Origin of the sequence: Rhodococcus sp. DMU2021 (assembly GCF_019641445.1) — a bacterium.
Taxonomy (GTDB): Bacteria; Actinomycetota; Actinomycetes; order Mycobacteriales; family Mycobacteriaceae; genus Rhodococcus; species Rhodococcus pyridinivorans.
Window position 1 is genome coordinate 462,769 of the sequence record NZ_JAIFKB010000001.1, and the last position, 16,028, is coordinate 478,796.

Annotated in this window: 14 protein-coding genes and 1 pseudogene; 12 read left to right on the forward strand and 3 right to left on the reverse strand. The window is 69.8% G+C overall.

Going from position 1 to position 16,028, the window contains the following annotated elements; genetic code table 11:
* Positions 1-26: 26 nt before the first annotated feature.
* Positions 27-1,664 carry an alkaline phosphatase gene (locus K3M35_RS02200; RefSeq protein WP_064060340.1) on the reverse strand — a complete coding sequence of 546 codons (1,638 nt, stop codon included), beginning with the start codon at positions 1,662-1,664 and terminating at the stop codon, positions 27-29.
* Between the two features lie 95 nt (positions 1,665-1,759).
* Here K3M35_RS02200 and K3M35_RS02205 point away from each other — a divergent pair, with 95 nt between their 5' ends.
* The 8 genes and pseudogenes from K3M35_RS02205 to K3M35_RS02240 all read left to right on the forward strand — a co-directional run bounded on the left by K3M35_RS02205 (position 1,760) and on the right by K3M35_RS02240 (position 11,242).
* Positions 1,760-3,172, forward strand: coding sequence for a replication-associated recombination protein A (locus K3M35_RS02205; RefSeq protein ID WP_024100770.1), 1,413 nt, complete (start codon positions 1,760-1,762; stop codon positions 3,170-3,172).
* 138 nt (positions 3,173-3,310) lie between these two features.
* Positions 3,311-5,977, forward strand: coding sequence for an alanine--tRNA ligase (alaS, locus tag K3M35_RS02210; protein WP_039587098.1), 2,667 nt, complete (start codon positions 3,311-3,313; stop codon positions 5,975-5,977).
* 2 nt (positions 5,978-5,979) lie between these two features.
* Positions 5,980-6,498, forward strand: a complete 519-nt coding sequence (gene ruvX, locus K3M35_RS02215) for a Holliday junction resolvase RuvX (RefSeq protein ID WP_006551427.1) — start codon at positions 5,980-5,982, stop codon at positions 6,496-6,498.
* Positions 6,495-8,339 (forward strand): endolytic transglycosylase MltG, encoded by a 1,845-nt coding sequence (mltG, locus tag K3M35_RS02220; protein ID WP_064060282.1) that lies wholly within the window; start codon positions 6,495-6,497, stop codon positions 8,337-8,339. The genes ruvX and mltG overlap by 4 nt, the downstream gene beginning before the upstream one ends.
* Entirely contained in the window at positions 8,329-9,183 is an 855-nt protein-coding gene (locus tag K3M35_RS02225) for a shikimate dehydrogenase (protein WP_064060283.1), read from the forward strand. Before mltG ends, K3M35_RS02225 begins: the two co-directional genes overlap by 11 nt.
* 35 nt (positions 9,184-9,218) lie before the next feature.
* Positions 9,219-9,476 (forward strand): annotated as a pseudogene (locus K3M35_RS02230) (acetyl-CoA C-acetyltransferase); the annotation flags it as partial.
* A gap of 148 nt (positions 9,477-9,624) precedes the next feature.
* Positions 9,625-9,981, forward strand: coding sequence for a YciI family protein (locus K3M35_RS02235; protein ID WP_019289266.1), 357 nt, complete (start codon positions 9,625-9,627; stop codon positions 9,979-9,981).
* Positions 9,982-9,994: 13 nt separating this feature from the next.
* Positions 9,995-11,242 carry an RNA polymerase sigma factor gene (locus K3M35_RS02240; protein ID WP_064060285.1) on the forward strand — a complete coding sequence of 416 codons (1,248 nt, stop codon included), beginning with the start codon at positions 9,995-9,997 and terminating at the stop codon, positions 11,240-11,242.
* Here the strand turns inward: K3M35_RS02240 and K3M35_RS02245 are convergent.
* Positions 11,235-11,615, reverse strand: a complete 381-nt coding sequence (locus K3M35_RS02245) for a DUF1622 domain-containing protein (RefSeq protein ID WP_064060286.1) — start codon at positions 11,613-11,615, stop codon at positions 11,235-11,237. The genes K3M35_RS02240 and K3M35_RS02245 overlap by 8 nt on opposite strands.
* Positions 11,616-11,767: 152 nt before the next feature.
* On the opposite strand from K3M35_RS02245, the gene K3M35_RS02250 reads away from it, so the two are divergent.
* The 4 genes from K3M35_RS02250 to aroB are packed head-to-tail and all read left to right on the forward strand — an operon-like array spanning position 11,768 to position 15,310.
* Positions 11,768-12,397, forward strand: coding sequence for an A24 family peptidase (locus K3M35_RS02250; RefSeq protein ID WP_220665918.1), 630 nt, complete (start codon positions 11,768-11,770; stop codon positions 12,395-12,397).
* Between the two features lie 48 nt (positions 12,398-12,445).
* A complete protein-coding gene (gene aroC, locus K3M35_RS02255) occupies positions 12,446-13,633 on the forward strand; it encodes a chorismate synthase (protein WP_006551435.1) in 1,188 nt (395 codons plus the stop codon).
* A 4-nt stretch (positions 13,634-13,637) separates the two neighbouring features.
* A complete protein-coding gene (locus K3M35_RS02260) occupies positions 13,638-14,204 on the forward strand; it encodes a shikimate kinase (protein WP_064060288.1) in 567 nt (188 codons plus the stop codon).
* A complete protein-coding gene (aroB, locus tag K3M35_RS02265; RefSeq protein WP_064060289.1) occupies positions 14,201-15,310 on the forward strand; it encodes a 3-dehydroquinate synthase in 1,110 nt (369 codons plus the stop codon). Before K3M35_RS02260 ends, aroB begins: the two co-directional genes overlap by 4 nt.
* A 2-nt stretch (positions 15,311-15,312) precedes the next feature.
* Here aroB and K3M35_RS02270 read toward each other — a convergent pair whose 3' ends face one another.
* A complete protein-coding gene (locus K3M35_RS02270) occupies positions 15,313-15,924 on the reverse strand; it encodes a TIGR03086 family metal-binding protein (RefSeq protein ID WP_081263366.1) in 612 nt (203 codons plus the stop codon).
* Positions 15,925-16,028 lie beyond the last annotated feature (104 nt).

Consider the following 16,028-nt stretch of genomic DNA (forward strand, 5'->3'; position numbering starts at 1 on the left):
CCGATCCGCCAGGTGCCGACCGGCGTCTACACCAGCGGAGCGGCGGGTTCGATCCTCGTCGCGCCGTCGGCCACCCGGTATCCCACGGCGCGGCGCGCGTCCGTGTTCGGATCCGTGCGGTCGCCGATGAAGAACCACTCCATCTGCGTCGCCTCGGGAGTCACGTCGAGCACCCCGTAACCGTGCGAATCGAGTTCGACGAACCGCACGTGCCGGTTGGCCGCGGTCGCCGTCGCCTCCAGCGCGGGCGACAGGCTCCGCGGAGGCACACCGAGCAACTCGTCGATGTTCGCCGACGTCACCGACGGAACCACGAACTCCGTGGCGACGGTGCCGGCACCCGGATAGTCGGCGGCGTCCACCGGGACGTCCATCGCCCACGAGGTGTGGATGTCGCCCGTGAGGAAGACGACGTTGCGCAGTCCCGCCGCCGTGATGGTGTCGATCAACCGTCGACGGTCCGCGGTGTAACCGTCCCACTGGTCGGTGTTGAAGGGCAGACCTCCAGCCGGCACTCCGACGAGTTCGGTCAGTGCTCCGGTAGTCCGCGGATCGAGGGGCGGCAACACGATCGGCGAGAACATCACCGAATTGCCGATCAACTGCCACCGGGTGGGGGAGCTCGCCAGGCCTGCGGTGAGCCACTCCATCTGGTCCCGTCCGGTCATCGTGCGACTCGGATCGTCGACCTGCCGTCCGGTTCCGAGGACCTGCTCGGAGCGATAACTCCGCAGATCCAGCATCGACAGTTCGGCGAGCCGTCCGTACCGCAGGCGCCGGTAGAGCCGTCCGCCGTTCGGGCGAACCGGCATCCACTCGTCGTAGGCCTGCACCGACGCGGCCTTGCGGGGGGCCCAGTCGCCCTCGACGAGGGGATCGTGATTCTCCGCCCCGCCCGCCCAGGCGTCGTTCGCCGACTCGTGGTCGTCCCAGATCACGATCCACGGCACCTTCGCGTGCAGCGACTGCAGGTTCGGATCGGTCTTGTACTGCGCATGCCGGATGCGGTAGTCGGCGAGACTCACGATTTCGTGGGCGGGCTCGTGCGTCCGAACTCCGCGGCCACCGGCGACGGGGAACTTCCCGGCCGCGTACTCGTACAGATAGTCGCCGAGGTGCACCACGGCGTCGAGATCGTCGCGTGCGGCGAGGTGGCGGTAGGAGGAGAAGAAACCGCCCTCCCAGTCGGCGCACGACACGACCCCGAAGCGCAGGCGTGCGACCGCAGCGTCGGGCGAGGGCGCGGTGAACGTCCTGCCGGTCGGGGAGATGGCACCGCCGGCGCGGAATCGATAGAAGTAGGTCGTGCCCGGTACGAGCCCGCGGGCGTCGACCTTGACCGTGTGGTCGGAGACGGAACTCGCTGTCACCGTCCCACTCGCGACCAGCGTGTCGAAGCTGTTGCTGCGGGCGAGTTCCCAGGTGACCGGGACGTCCGGTCCCGCGCCCGAGCCGGGTGCCGCCTGCGGCGAGGGTGTGACCCGCGTCCATAGGATCACCGCGTCGGGCAACGGATCTCCCGATGCCACGCCGTGCGCGAAGACGGCGGGAGATGCCTGCGCGTGCTGCGAGGTCGAGGCGAAGGCCGCAGCACCGGCGGCGAGAATCGACGACCGGAGCACGGCGCGGCGGGACACATGTTCGGCGGTCGGTGTCGTGGGCACGATCAAGATCCGACCACACGGTCGGTCATCCGTCCATGCGAACGACGAACACCGCCGCCGACCGGGCGTCGGTGCGAGCTTGTAGCGTCGGATGCGTGAGTGATCTTTTCGGGGCGAACGACCCGTCTGCCGAACCGGACGCCCTGTTCGAGGCGCCACGCGAACCGGAACCCGAGGACGAACCGCAGGTCCGCCGGCAACCCGTCGCGGCCGGCGGCGCGAACGCGCCGCTCGCTGCGCGCATGCGACCGGCGAGTCTCGACGAGGTGGTCGGGCAACAGCACCTGCTCGAACCGGGAGCACCGCTGCGGCGGCTCGTCGAGGGATCGGGAGCCGCCTCCGTCGTGCTCTACGGTCCGCCCGGCACTGGGAAGACGACCCTGGCCTCACTGATCTCCGGAGCCACCGGACGCCGGTTCGAAGCGCTGTCCGCCCTGTCCGCGGGCGTCAAGGACGTGCGTGCCGTCATCGACCTGGCACGTCGGCGCCTCACCCACGGCGAACAGACCGTGCTGTTCATCGACGAGGTCCACCGCTTCTCCAAGACCCAGCAGGACGCGCTGCTCGCCGCCGTCGAGAACCGCATCGTGCTGCTCGTCGCCGCGACGACCGAGAACCCGTCGTTCTCCGTGGTCGCCCCGCTGCTGTCGCGCTCGCTGGTGCTGCAACTGCAGCCGCTCGGGCCCGACGACATCCGGGCACTGCTCGAACGTGCGCGCACCGACGCCCGTGGACTCGCCGGTGCGGTCGAGATCGACGACGACGCCCTCGACCACCTCGTCCGGCTCGCCGGGGGCGACGCCCGCCGTGCCCTGACGGCGCTCGAGGCCTCCGCCGACACGGCGCTCGCCGTCTCCGGTGGCGACGCGGCCGTCATCGACCTCGCGACCGTGGAGTCGAGCATCGACGAGGCCGCCGTGCGCTACGACCGCGACGGCGACCAGCACTTCGACGTCGCAAGCGCCTTCATCAAGTCGCTGCGCGGCTCCGACGTCGACGCGGCCCTGCACTATCTGGCCCGGATGATCGTCGCGGGGGAGGACCCGCGCTTCATCGCCCGCCGCCTGATGATCCAGGCCAGTGAGGAGGTGGGCATGGCCGATCCCACCGCCCTGCAGACGGCGGTCGCCGCAGCGCAGGTCGTGCAGCAGGTCGGGATGCCCGAAGCCCAGCTCGCGCTCGCCCAGGCCACCATCCATATCGCCACCGCACCCAAGTCGGGCTCGGTGACCGCCGCGCTCGGCGCCGCGATCGCCGACGTGAAGGCGGGCAGGGCCGGTCCGGTGCCCGCCCATCTGCGCGACGGTCATTATCAGGGCGCGCAGAAGCTCGGCAACGCGATCGGCTACAAGTTCCCGCACGCGCACCCGGACGGCGTGCTCGCGCAGCAGTACGCCCCGGACGAGCTGGTCGGCGTCGACTATTACGAGCCGACCGGTCGCGGTGTGGAACGGGAGCTGTCGGCCCGCCTGCCCAAGCTGCGCCGCATTGTGCGCGGTGAGCGGTGACGCCCTCCGCCGAGTACTCACGGCGCCGTACCGCGGCCGCTTTCGGCGGCGCGATAAGCTGAAGAACGGCCGATCGACAGGGTCGACCGCCCGTCCCGGGAAGTTCACACCATCGCCAGACCACAAAGGACCATCGACGTGCAGACCCACGAGATCCGCAGGCGCTTTCTCGATCACTTCGTGAAGGCGGGACACACCGAGGTGCCCAGCGCGTCGCTGATCCTCGCCGATCCCAACCTGCTGTTCGTCAACGCCGGCATGGTCCCGTTCGTGCCCTACTTCCTCGGGCAGCAGACCCCGCCCTACACCCGCGCCACGTCGGTGCAGAAGTGTGTGCGCACCCTCGACATCGAGGAGGTCGGCAAGACCACCCGCCACAACACCTTCTTCCAGATGGCCGGCAACTTCTCGTTCGGCGACTACTTCAAGGAAGAGGCCATCACCTTCGCGTGGTCGCTGCTCACCGGATCCGTCGAGGACGGCGGCTACGGAATCGACCCCGAGAAGTTGTGGGCGACGGTCTATCTCGACGACGACGAAGCGTTTTCGATCTGGCGCGACAAGGTCGGCGTGCCCGAGGAACGCATCCAGCGTCGCGGCATGAAGGACAACTACTGGTCGATGGGCATCCCCGGGCCGTGCGGTCCGTGCTCCGAGATCTTCTACGACCGCGGCCCCGCCTACGGCGTCGAAGGCGGCCCCGAGGCCGACGAGGACCGCTACATCGAGATCTGGAATCTCGTGTTCATGCAGAACGAGCGCGGTGAGGGTGGTGCCAAGGACGACTACCCGATCCTCGGCCCGCTGCCGAAGAAGAACATCGACACCGGCATGGGTGTCGAACGCGTCGCCTTCCTGCTCCAGGGCGTCGAGAACGTCTACGAGACCGACCTGCTGCGCCCCGTGATCGACAAGGCCGCCGAACTCACCGGCGCCGTCTACGGCGCGAAGCACGACGACGACGTGCGCTTCCGCGTGATCGCCGACCACGCCCGCACCGCGGCGATGCTCATCGTCGACGGCGTCAACCCCGGCAACGACGGCCGCGGCTACGTGCTGCGCCGCCTGCTCCGCCGCATCGTGCGCTCGGCGCGTTTGCTCGGCGCCGACAAGCCCACCATGCGCGAGTTCATGGCGGTCGTGCGCGACACCATGGCCCCGTCCTATCCCGAATTCGACACCGACTTCTCGCGTATCGAGACCGTCGCGGTGGGCGAGGAGACGGCCTTCCTCAAGACCCTCGGTACCGGCAGCAAGCTGTTCGAAGGCGCTGTAGAGACCGTGAAGTCGCAGGGTAGGAATGTGCTCGGTGGCACGGAGGCGTTCACCCTCCACGACACCTACGGGTTCCCGATCGACCTCACCCTCGAGATGGCGGCCGAGGCGGGCCTGACCGTCGACGAGGAGGGCTTCCGATCGCTCATGGCCGAGCAGCGCCAGCGCGCCAAGGACGACGCCCGGGCCCGCAAGCACGCCCACGCCGACCTGACCGTCTACAAGGAACTCCTCGACCGCGGTCCCACCGAGTTCACCGGTTTCAGCGAGCTGGTGACCGAGGCGCACGTGCTCGCCGTCATCACCGGTGGCGAGCGCCTGCACGCGGCGGGCGCGGGCCAGCAGGTCGAGCTGATCCTCGATCGCAGCCCCCTCTACGCGGAGTCCGGCGGCCAGATCGCCGACATCGGCAGCATCACCGGCCCGGGCCTGAAGATCAAGGTCGACGACGTCCAGAAGATCGCCAAGCAACTGTGGACCCACAAGGTCACGGTGCTCGAGGGCCAGGTCGTCGAAGGCGACGCCGTCCTCGTGCAGGTCGATCCCGAGTGGCGCAAGGGCGCCACCCAGGGCCACTCCGGCACCCACCTGGTCCACGCCGCGCTGCGCGAGGTGCTCGGCCCCAACGCCGTGCAGGCCGGTTCGCTCAACAAGCCCGGCTACCTGCGCTTCGACTTCTCGTGGCCCGGCGCCCTGTCCGAGCAGCAGAAGCAGGACATCGAGGCCGTCACCAACGAGGCCGTCGCGGCGAACTATCCCGTCAACACCTTCGTCACCGACCTCGACAAGGCAAAGAAGATGGGCGCGATGGCCCTGTTCGGCGAGAACTACGGCGACGAGGTCCGCGTCGTCGAGATCGGCGGCCCGTTCTCGATGGAGCTGTGCGGCGGCACGCATGTGCAGCACTCCTCGCACGTCGGCACCGTCACGCTCCTCGGTGAGCAGTCCGTCGGTTCCGGCATCCGCCGCGTCGAGGCGTACGTCGGTCTCGACTCGTACCGCCACCTGGCGAAGGAACGCGCGCTGCTCGCGGGCCTGTCCTCGACCCTGAGGGTTCCCTCCGAGGAGGTGCCCGGACGTGTCGAGGCCCTGCTCGATCGGCTCAAGGCCGCCGAGAAGGAACTCGAGAAGACCCGCGCCGCGAACGTCGCCGCCGCAGCCGGAACGTACGCGAGCAAGGCGCAGCGCGTCGGTGACGTGCTCGTCGTGGCCGAGGCCGCCCCGGAGGATGTCGCCGGCAACGACCTGCGCACACTCGCATCCGACGTCCGTGGCCGGCTCGGCACCGAGCCCGCCGTGGTGCTGCTGCTCGGCAACGCCGGCGGCAAGGTGCCCTTCGTCGTGGCCACCACCAAGGCTGCGCAGGAGAAGGGCATCAAGGCAGGCGACCTCGTCGCGAGCTTCGGTCCCGCGATCGGTGGTCGCGGGGGCGGCAAGCCCGACATGGCTCAGGGCGCAGGGGCGGATCCGGCCGGTATCCCGGCCGCACTCGATGCTTTCCGTGCCCGTCTGAGCGAGCTGGCCGGCTGAGCGTGGCCGAACCGCTGCGCCCCGATCGTCCCGGAGTGGACGATCCCGGCCGTGGTCGCCGCATCGCAGTCGACGTCGGGAGCGTCCGGATCGGGGTCGCCTCCAGCGACCCCGACGGGATCCTCGCCACCCCGGTCGAGACGGTGCCGCGGTCCAAGGAACGCGGACCCGACGCACCCGATATCCGGCGCATCGTCGAGATCGTTAGGGAATACGAGGCTGTTGAGGTTATCGTCGGGCTGCCGCAGACACTGCGCGGTGAGCCCGGCAAGGCCGCGAAACTGGCGAGCGACTTCGCGCGTCGACTTCGCCGTGCCTTACCCGACGTTCCCGTGCGCCTGGCCGACGAACGTTTCACGACGGTCACTGCGGCGCGCGCCCTCCGCGAGAGCGGGGTGAGTGCGCGAGGTGCGCGGCCGGTCATCGACCAGGCCGCCGCCGTGGCCATCTTGCAGGGTTGGTTGGACGAGCGGAGTTCGGTAGTGAACGAGTCGGGGCGTGACGCGGGGGACAGCCGGTGAGCCGGCACGGACGACACGACGACCATTCGGAGAACGCACGGCAGGATCTGTTCGCGGATCCCTACGCCGGTGGGTACACGGAACCTCCAGTGGATCGCACCGGATCCGAGAATCCGTATCGATCCGGATCCGAGGATCCGTATCGATCAGACCCGCGTTACCGGTACGACGATCCGTACGCATCCGACCCTCGAGGTCACGATGCATACGGGCACGACCCGTACGGCAACGACTCCCACGGCTGTGATCCGTACGGCGGTGGTGGATACGAGGGCGTCCCGAGTGGGCACCCGGAGGCCCGTCGACCCGATCCCGACGATCACGAGACCACGGTCCTGAACTTCGAGCCGGGTGTATTCGATGGCCCGCCGCCCGGTCACGCCGAACAGGGTTACGGCGAGCAGGGCTATGCCGAGCAGGGCTACGGCGACGGGGGCTACGCAGGATCCGGGTACGAGTACGAGGGGTCCATCGGCGCCGATCGCGGACACGCTCCGGCCGATCACCCCGACGGGGGACATCTCGACGAAGAGTACCCGGGCGGATACTCCTACGCCGCACGCGACGCGAGCCGTGACGACGACCCCGCCGACGACGCGGTCGCAGCGGAGGAGATTACCGCCGAGCAGCGTGCGGTCCCCCTCGCGGTCGGTGGTTCGGAACGCGCCGCACGCCGTGATCCGAAGGCGAGCGGGCGTAAGAAGCGCGGACGTGTCGTAGGTGCGCTCGCCGCCGCGGTGCTCCTGCTCGTCGTCGTGGGTGGCGGCTATCTCGCCTACGACCGGTTCCTCGGCACCGATCTTCCGCCGGACTTCACCGGACCTCCCGGACCGGCCGTCGTCGTCCGGGTCAACCCGGGCGAGACCGCCGGGGAGATCGGCAGCGAGTTCGTCGACAAGGGTGTCGTCGCGAGTTCCGCCGCCTTCTACGAAGCGGCCGTGCAGAACTCGGGGATGAATTCGCTGCAACCAGGCTTCTACCAGGTGGCCACCAACATCCCGGCTGTCGACGCCGTCGCGGCCCTCGTCGACCCGGCCAGCCGGGTCGGTGCGCTCGTGATCTCCGAGGGACGTCAGCTCCACGACATCCGCGACGTCAACACCGGTGCCGTCCGCAAGGGCATCTACACGCTCATCGCCGAGGCGAGCTGCCACGGCGATCCGGCCGCCGAGAACTGCGTCACCTACGAGGAACTCGACGCGGCCGGGGCCACCCCGGACCTGCAGGCACTCGGAGTTCCGGAATGGGCACGCGACGCGGTCGCGAACGTGCCCGACCGCAGGCGGCAGCTCGAAGGCCTCATCGCCGCGGGCAGCTGGGATTTCGATCCGACGGCCGAACCCGTCGAGATCCTGGCTCGCCTCGTGTCGGAAAGTGCTGCCAGCTACGACGCGACGGGGATCACCGACGCGGCCGCACGGGTGGGGCTGACCCCGTACGAGATGCTCATCTCTGCATCGCTCGTCGAACGCGAGGCTCTGCCACAGGATTTCGCGAAGGTCGCGCGCGTGATCCTCAACCGCCTCGACATCGACCAGATGCTCCAGTTCGATTCGACCGTCAACTACGAACTCGACGAGACCGAACTCGCGACCACCGACGCCGACCGCGCGCGGGTGACCCCCTGGAACACCTACGCCATGGTCGGTCTTCCGGCGACGCCCATCTCGTCACCGAGCATCGGTGCGCTGCAGGCGATGGAGAACCCGGAACCGGGGGAATGGATCTACTTCGTGACGATCGACGACAAGGGCACCACGCTCTTCGCGAATTCCTACGAGGAGCACCTGCAGAACACCGAACTGGCACTCGCGAGCGGGATCCTCGACAGTGGCCGCTGATCCGAACGGAGGTGTCCGGAGGGCCGCGGTCCTCGGGAAACCCATCGCGCACTCGAAGTCGCCCTTGTTGCATCTCGCGGCGTACCGGGCACTCGGGCTGACCGAGTGGACCTACGAACGCATCGAATGCACCGGTGAGCAGCTGCCGGGCCTCGTGTCCTCGCTCGGTGAGGAATGGGTGGGTCTGTCCGTCACGATGCCCGGTAAGTTCGCGGCTCTCGAGTTCGCCACCGAACGCACCGAGCGGGCCGTGAGGATCGGCTCGGCGAACACCCTCGTGCGCATCGAGAACGGGTGGCGTGCCGACTGCACCGACGTCGACGGCGTGTCCGGAGCACTGCGCTCGGCCGGCGTCGGCGATCTGTCCGGCGCGTCGGCGGTCGTCGTCGGCTCGGGTGGTACCGCGCGGCCGGCGCTCGTCGGTCTCACCGACCTCGGTGTGCGCTCGGTGACTGTGGTCGCGCGGTCCGAGCAGAAAGCCCGCGCGACGTTCGATTGTCTCGGCGACGACATCGAGGCTCGGTGGTTGACGTTCGACGCACCCGAATTGGCCCGGGTCTGCGCCGAGGCCGGTGCGCTCGTGAGCACCGTGCCCGCACCCGCGGCAGCGCCGTACACAGAAGCTCTCGCGCAGGCGCCGTGCATCCTCGATGCAATCTACGACCCTTGGCCCACGCCGCTGGCGACAGCGGCCGAGGCACGCGGTGTCCGCGTCGTCAGCGGTCTGCACATGCTCCTGAACCAGGCCTTCGGGCAGGTCGAGCAGTTCACGGGGCTGCCCGCGCCGCGCGCGGAGATGGCGCGCGCCGTCGGGCTCGATCTGAACTCTCCGCACCCGGCCTGAGAACCCGGTACGACGGGGCGCGGCCCCACCAGGACATCGGCGTCTTCGAGGTCGACGAGGCGTTCGCTCCGGTGCCCATGGCGTGGCAGAAGGAGATCGGCGCACCCGAGGACAAGCTCAACCCCAACGGTGGTGCGATCGCTCTCGGTCACCCGCTCGGGGGTTCCGGTGCCCGCATCCTCACCGACATGATCTTCCACATGCGCCGTACTAACCTCCGGTACGGCCTGCAGACGATGTGCGAGGGCGGTGGCCAGGCCAACGCCACCATCGTCGAACTCGTCGCGCAGTAGGCCGCACCCGACACCGTCCGCTGTCCACCTGCGATGCCTGAGCGGGTGGGCAGCGGATTTCTCCGCGCAGGTGTCGAATCGGCGCCCTACCGTTCGTATAGAGGGTGAGAGGCCGGAGCCGCCGGCCGCCGAGGGGAAGGACCCCGCCATGGCGCAGTACCTGCTGAGCATCTACCAGCCCGACGGTGAACCGCCGTCACCGGAGTTCCTCGAACCGATCATGAAGAAGGTCGCGGCGTGGCAGAACGAGATCCGGGAGGCAGGGGTCTGGGTGTTCTCCGGCGGCCTTCACCCTCCGGATACGGCGACGGTCGTGCGCACGGACGAGGGGTGCACGGCGACGACCGACGGTCCGTACATCGAGGGCAAGGAGCATCTCGGTGGCTTCGACGTCATCGACGTGCCCGACCTCGACGAGGCGCTGAGGTGGGCGCGCGGTCTTGCCGACGCCACCACACTGCCCATCGAGGTGCGGCCCCTGGCGTTCGGCTCCTGCGCCGGATGACGTGCGAAGCTCGATGACCGGGCCGTCCACCGCCGACATCGCACGTGCCTTCCGTGAGGAATACGGCAGGGCGATCGCCGTGCTCACCCGCGTCCTCGGCGACCTCGACGCCGCCGAGGACGCGGTGCAGGACGCCTTCTCGATCGCCGTCGAACGGTGGCCCGGGGAGGGGATCCCGCCGAGCCCGGCCGGGTGGATCATCACCACCGCCCGTCGCCGGGCGATCGACAGGGCACGGCGGGAGGCCGCACGTCCGATCAAGCACGCCGAGGCGGACCTGCTCTACCCGACATCCGACGACGCGTTCGACTCCGGAGCGGTCGTCCCGCCCGAGATCCCCGACGATCGCCTCCGTCTGATCTTCACCTGTTGTCACCCGGCGCTCGCGCCTGCGTCGCGGGTCGCGCTGACACTGCGGCTGCTCGGCGGGCTGACCACCGCGCAGATCGCCCGAGCCTTCCTCGTGCCGGAAACGACTATGGGGCAACGGATCTCCCGAGCCAAGGGGAAGGTCCGCGACGCGCGCATCCCGTTCCGCATCCCGTCCCCGGACGAGTTTCCCGAACGTCTCGACGCGGTGCGTTCCGTGCTTTATCTCGTGTACACGGAGGGCCACACGACGAGCGCCGGACCCGAACTCGTCGACACGGACCTGTGTTCGGAGGCGGTGCGGCTGGCGCGTGTGCTGGCCGGGCTCGTTCCCGACGATCCCGAGACCACGGGACTTCTCGCCCTGATGCTCCTCGGCGAATCCCGACGCGCCGCGCGGACAGGACCCGGCGGCGACCTCGTCCTGCTCGCAGATCAGGACCGCTCGCGGTGGGACCGCGCGCTGATCGACGAAGGGCAGGCGCTCGTGCGGCGCACCCTGCGCTGGAACAGGCCGGGGCCCTACCAGATCCAGGCCGCGATCGCTGCGGTGCACGCGGACGCGCCCACCTTCGAGGACACCGATTGGGCGCAGATCGTCGCGCTCTACGACCTGCTGATGGCCGCGGATCCCACACCGGTCGTCGCGTTGCACCGGGCCGTCGCACTCGCCGAAGTGGAGGGTCCCGCAGCGGCTCTCGGGATCGTCGACCGCCTCGACCTCGAGCGGTACCACGTCTTCCACGCCGTCCGGGCCGACCTGCTCGCCCGCCTCGGCCGGCTCACCGAGGCGAGTGAGGCATACGCCACCGCCGCGGCGCGGACGGAGAACGCCATCGAGCGCGCGCATCTGCTGCGCCGGCGGGACGAGGTCCGGGACGCGCTCAGGTAGCCGGCGTCGTGCCGGTCGTCGTCTCGGCGTCGGGAGCCGAACGCTGCCACGGCCACCGGCCGTCGATCTCCAGCTGCAGCGACCAGCTCAGGAAGGTGCGGATGAGCACGATGACCGCCAGCACACCCACCGATGTGAAGGTCGGCGTGACGGCGACGGTCTTGATGATGTCGGCGGCGACCAGGAATTCGAGGCCGAGCAGGATCGACCGGCCGAGATTGCGCCGGTACGGCTCGTAGATCTCCGAACCCGGTCCGCGCCGCCGCGCGGTCGCCGCGATCCACGTCGCCGCCAATGCGCCGATCACCATGACGCCGACTCCGACGACGTCGATGGCCGTGCCCACGTGTTCGAGCAGCGACGAAATCTCCATTCGACCAGAACCTTCCGACCGGAACCGACAGACTCCGGCAATCCTCGCAGGACGATCGCCGCACTGTGCGGCTTTGTCCACAGGAGACGTGCCTGTCCACAGGACCGGGCCGGACACCGCGCGAACGCCCTGCCGGCGAGTGTGGATGGGGGATGCTCCGGGTCGTGGCAGGGGAGACGGTGGGTGAGCTCGCGATGGTGGTTCTCGGCGTGGGCGTGGGAGCGATCGTGCGCGTGGTGGCGGGAAGAACGGCCGGTCGTCGGCCGCTGCCGGGTTCGTGCGAGGCGGCATGCGCGGCAGCCGCACTCGTCGCGGTCTCGATCACCACGGGCGCGGCGGTCGTCGGAGCAGCGATGTTCGGATGGTGGTGCGTGTGCCTGAGCGCCGTGGACCTGCTCGTGCGGCGTCTGCCGAACGTGCTGACGCTCGGGGGAGCGGGCACGATCCTCGGCGTGGCCGCGGCGACGGGGCACGGCCGGGCGGCGTTCGCCGGTGCACTTCTGCTCGCGGCACCGTTGTTGATCACCCACCTCGCGGTGCCGCGGTCGGTGGGTGCGGGCGACGTCAAACTCGCCCTCGGGCTCGGTGCCGTCACCGGACTCGCCGGCCCCTCGGCGGTGCTCCTCGGTGCACTGCTCCCATCCGTCCTCACCGCAGGTGCGTCCCTGTTTCTGCGGCTCCGGGAGGCCCGCCGCGGGGGTGTGCGTGCCGCTCCGCGCGTGCTTCCGCACGGACCGTCGATGTGCGCCGCCGCGGCGCTGGCGGTGATCTCGACGGGTTGACCAGGGGCGGCATGTCGAGTCGGCGGACGAACATGGAAGGATGGACCTGTGCTGCGTTGGATAACTGCTGGAGAATCCCATGGTCCCGCTCTCGTCGCGATGCTCGAGGGGATGGTCGCCGGAGTCGAGGTGACGTCGAACGACATCTCGGAGCAACTCGCGCGACGGCGACTGGGCTACGGCCGCGGCGCACGCATGAAGTTCGAGGCCGACAAGGTCACCGTGATCGGTGGCGTCCGGCACGGACGCACCCTGGGCGGCCCGATCGCGATCGAGATCGGCAACACCGAATGGCCCAAGTGGGAAACCATCATGGCCGCCGACCCGGTCGATGCCGAACTGCTCGAAGGTCAGGCGCGCAACGCGCCGCTGACCCGTCCCCGCCCCGGCCACGCCGACTTCGCGGGCATGCTCAAGTACGGCTTCGACGACGCGCGTCCCGTCCTCGAGCGCGCCAGCGCCCGGGAGACCGCAGCACGCGTGGCGGCCGGCACGGTTGCCCGGAACTTCCTGCGCCAGGCGTTCGGCGCCGAGGTCGTCTCGCATGTCATCTCCATCGGCGCATCCGATCCCTATGTCGGCCCCGAACCCGGTGCCGACGATCTCGCCGCGATCGACGCGAGCCCAGTGCGTGCCTACGACAAGGCCGCCGAGGAATCCATGATCGCCGAGATCGAGGCCGCCAAGCGCGACGGCGACACCCTCGGCGGAATCGTCGAGGTCGTGGTGCACGGGCTGCCCGTGGGCCTCGGTTCGTTCGTCAGCGGTGCCGATCGCCTCGACGCGCGACTGGCCGCGGCCCTCATGGGGATCCAGGCCATCAAGGGTGTCGAGGTCGGCGACGGCTTCGAGACCGCGCGTCGCCGCGGCAGCGCTGCCCACGACGAGATGAAGCCCGGCCTCGACGGTGTGCTCCGCTCGAGCAACCGCGCCGGCGGCATCGAAGGTGGCATGACCAACGGTGAGGCCCTGCGCGTGCGGGCGGCGATGAAGCCGATCTCGACCGTGCCGCGCGCCCTGTCGACGGTCGACATGACCACCGGCGACGAGGCCGTCGCGATCCACCAGCGTTCCGACGTGTGCGCGGTGCCCGCGGCGGGTGTCGTCGCCGAGGCGATGGTCGCCCTCGTCGTCGCGCAGGCCGCCCTCGAGAAGTTCGGCGGCGACTCGCTCGCCGAGACCGTGAGCAACATCGACCACTACCTGAAGGGCATCGCGGCGCGGCCGCCGCGGTGATCGCATGTCGCCTCGCCTGGTACTCATCGGCCCGCCGGGAGCGGGCAAGTCGACGATCGGTCGTCGGGTCGCGAACGCGCTCGAGCTGCCGTTGCTCGACACCGACGCCGAGATCGAGCGTGTGACCGGCCGGACCATCCCCGACATCTTCTCCCAGGACGGCGAACCGGCCTTCCGGGAGATCGAGGAGGAGTTCGTCGCGCGCGCCCTCGACACCCACGACGGTGTGGTGTCCCTGGGCGGGGGAGCGATCCTTTCGGAGCGCACCCGCGCGCGACTGGCCGGACACACCGTCGTCTATCTCGAGATCAGCGTGGCGGAAGGACTGCGTCGCACCGGCGCGGTCGGCGCCGCCGGAACCAGGCCGTTGCTGGCCGGTGGTGATCCGGCCCAGAAATACCGCGACCTCATGCGTCGCCGCCGCCCGCTGTACCGGCAGGCGGCGACCATCCGGGTGCGCACCGACGGCCGCAGCCCCGGGCGGGTCGTCCAGCAGGTGCTCGCCAAACTCGAAGCGGCGGACGCCGCGACCAGCCAGACCATCAGCGAGGATCGGAGCCCCACACCGTGACCGAACCGGTACGCATCGACGTCGAGACCGCCCAGCCCTATCCGGTGATCATCGGCCGGGGACTGCTCGGTGACGTCGTCGAAGAACTGTCCGGCACGCGGACCGTCGCGATCTTCCACCAGCCGACGCTCACCGCGACGGCCGACGCCGTGCGGGAGGCGCTCGCCGAGACCGGCATCGACGCCCACCGCATCGAGATCCCCGACGCCGAGGACGGCAAGGAGCTGGCCGTCGCCGGATTCTGCTGGGAGGTGCTCGGCCGCATCGGCTTGACCCGTTCGGACGCCGTCATCAGCCTCGGCGGCGGTGCCGCCACCGACCTCGCGGGTTTCGTGGCCGCGACGTGGATGCGCGGCGTGCGGGTCTACCACATCCCCACCACGCTGCTGGCGATGGTCGACGCCGCGGTGGGCGGCAAGACCGGCATCAACACCGAGGCGGGCAAGAACCTCGTCGGTTCGTTCCATGAGCCCTCGGCGGTCTTCGTCGACCTCGCGACCCTCGAGACGGTGCCGCGCAACGAGATCGTGGCCGGACTCGCCGAGGTGATCAAGACCGGCTTCATCGCCGATCCGGTGATCCTCGACCTGATCGAGGAGAACCCCGAGGCCACGCTCGATCCTGCCGGGACGGTGCTGCCCGAGCTGATTCGGCGATCGGTCGAGGTCAAGGCGAAGGTGGTCGCGGCCGACCTCAAGGAGTCGAGCCTGCGCGAGATCCTCAACTACGGTCACACCCTCGGCCACGCCATCGAGCGTCGCGAGCGGTACCGCTGGCGCCACGGCGCCGCCGTGTCGGTGGGCCTGGTCTTCGCGGCCGAACTCGGCCGGCTTGCAGGGCGTCTCGACGACGCCACCGCCGACCGGCACCGCGCGATCCTCGAATCCGTCGGCCTGCCCACCACCTACGATCCCGACGCCTTCGCCGATCTGCTCGCGGGCATGCAGACCGACAAGAAGAACCGTGCCGGCATGCTTCGGTTCGTCGTCCTCGACGGACTTGCGAAGCCCGGCAGGCTCGAGGGACCCGACCCGACCCTGCTCGCGGCGGCCTACTCCGAGGTCGCGCGACAGGGCAAGGCCGATGCGGGAACCGTGCTGCTCTAGCGTCACCCGGCCGATGCGGGCGGTCTCCACGACGGGTCGCGCCCGGTCAGTCCGATCAGGCGGTCCAGCGGCGGAGCGTCGTCGCCCACCCGGACGGCCGGACCGAACAGGCCGCCCCCGTCGGCGACGCGTTCCTCGTCGGTGATGCTCTCCGCGAATGCGGTACACGCGGCGATTTCGTCGGGCTCGCAGGAGTACTGCTGTCCCGTGGCCACGGCGAGGTCCCAGCCGTGGACGACGAGTTCGTCGAGCGTGACGAGTCCGGCGACCGGCGCGGGCAGGTCGAGGCCGCCCGCGCGCGTCATGCCCTCCCAGGCTGCGGGATCGCTCCACGTTCGGCGGAGGTCGCCGAGCCGGTCGGGAACGAGACGTCGCCAGTCCGGCGGCAGTTCGCTCGTGAGCTGCGGGGGAGTGTCGGTGTGCGGGCCGATGTCCTTGCGCGCCGCGGCCGTGAACGCAAGGGACAGGCCCAGCACGTGGTCGACGAGCGCACCGACGGAGGTCTCGGAACACGGTGTGGGCCCCGGCAACTGGGCGTCGTCGATCCCCGCCAGGATGCGCTCCATCCGGCGGGTCGCGGGAGTCAGGTCGAGCGTCTCGGTGATGTCGGTCATGGTCGGCTCCTCGGGGTCGGCTACCTCTACTGACCGTCACAACTCGGAAAACTGAGCACCCGCCCCCGGATGTGCGGCGGCGGGTGGTCTCACTGCTGTGGGTC